The 884-nt window shown below is 39.1% G+C and carries 1 protein-coding gene; it reads left to right on the plus strand.

Going from position 1 to position 884, the window contains the following annotated elements; genetic code table 11:
* Positions 1 to 884 (plus strand): condensation domain-containing protein (locus ACVC08_RS00540; protein ID WP_452600563.1); only part of this gene is annotated, 884 nt, incomplete at both ends.

Consider the following 884-nt stretch of genomic DNA (forward strand, 5'->3'; position numbering starts at 1 on the left):
ACCTTTAAAAAAGACTCAGAAGGAATAGCCTACCAAGACATAGCAAGCAGTTTAGTCTTAACAATAGAACAAGCAAACTATAGTAAGTTAAAACCAGAAGAAAAGTCAAAAGCAATACAAGCACACAGCGATAAGTTTATAAAAGCCCCATTTAATTTATCAGAGGGGCCATTATTACGCGTATTATTACTAACCACAGGAAAAGATAAGTATGTTTTAGGCCTATGCATGCATCATATCATCTCAGATGGTTGGTCTTTAAACATTATGGTAAAAGAATTAAATGCACTGTATTTATCCCAAACAAGAGGAGAAGCCGTAGCACTAGCACCCTTACCAATACAATACGGTGATTATGCAGCATGGCAACGCGAGTTGTTTGCCAGTAACCACTACAGCGAAGGCCTATCTCACTGGAAAGAACACTTAGCAGGTTATAGCGATTTAGCATTGCCAACAGACTATATCCGCCCAAAAGTAGGGACAGGTCAGGGCGCACAAAAACGCGTAACACTCGCCCCAGCACTAAAAGAAGAATTAAACCAACTAAGTCTAACCATAGGTGGCACGCTATTTACAAGTCTGTTAAGTAGTGTATACATCCTATTGCATAAATACAGCGGTCAAGACGATATTTGTATCGGCTTACCAGTAGCCAATCGCGGACACCATGCCGTAGAAGGACTTATCGGATTCTTTGTAAACACACTAGTAAACCGTATCAGGTTAAAAAGAGAATCAAACCTAGAAACCCTAATAAAAACAGTCCAAAAAGAATTAATACGCAGTCAAGAATACCAAGACATCCCGTTTAATAAAATAGTAGAAGCCGTACAACCAGAACGCCAAACCAGTAAAACACCAATCTTTCAAGTTATGGTTAA

The organism is Pontimicrobium sp. MEBiC06410, assembly GCF_053601615.1.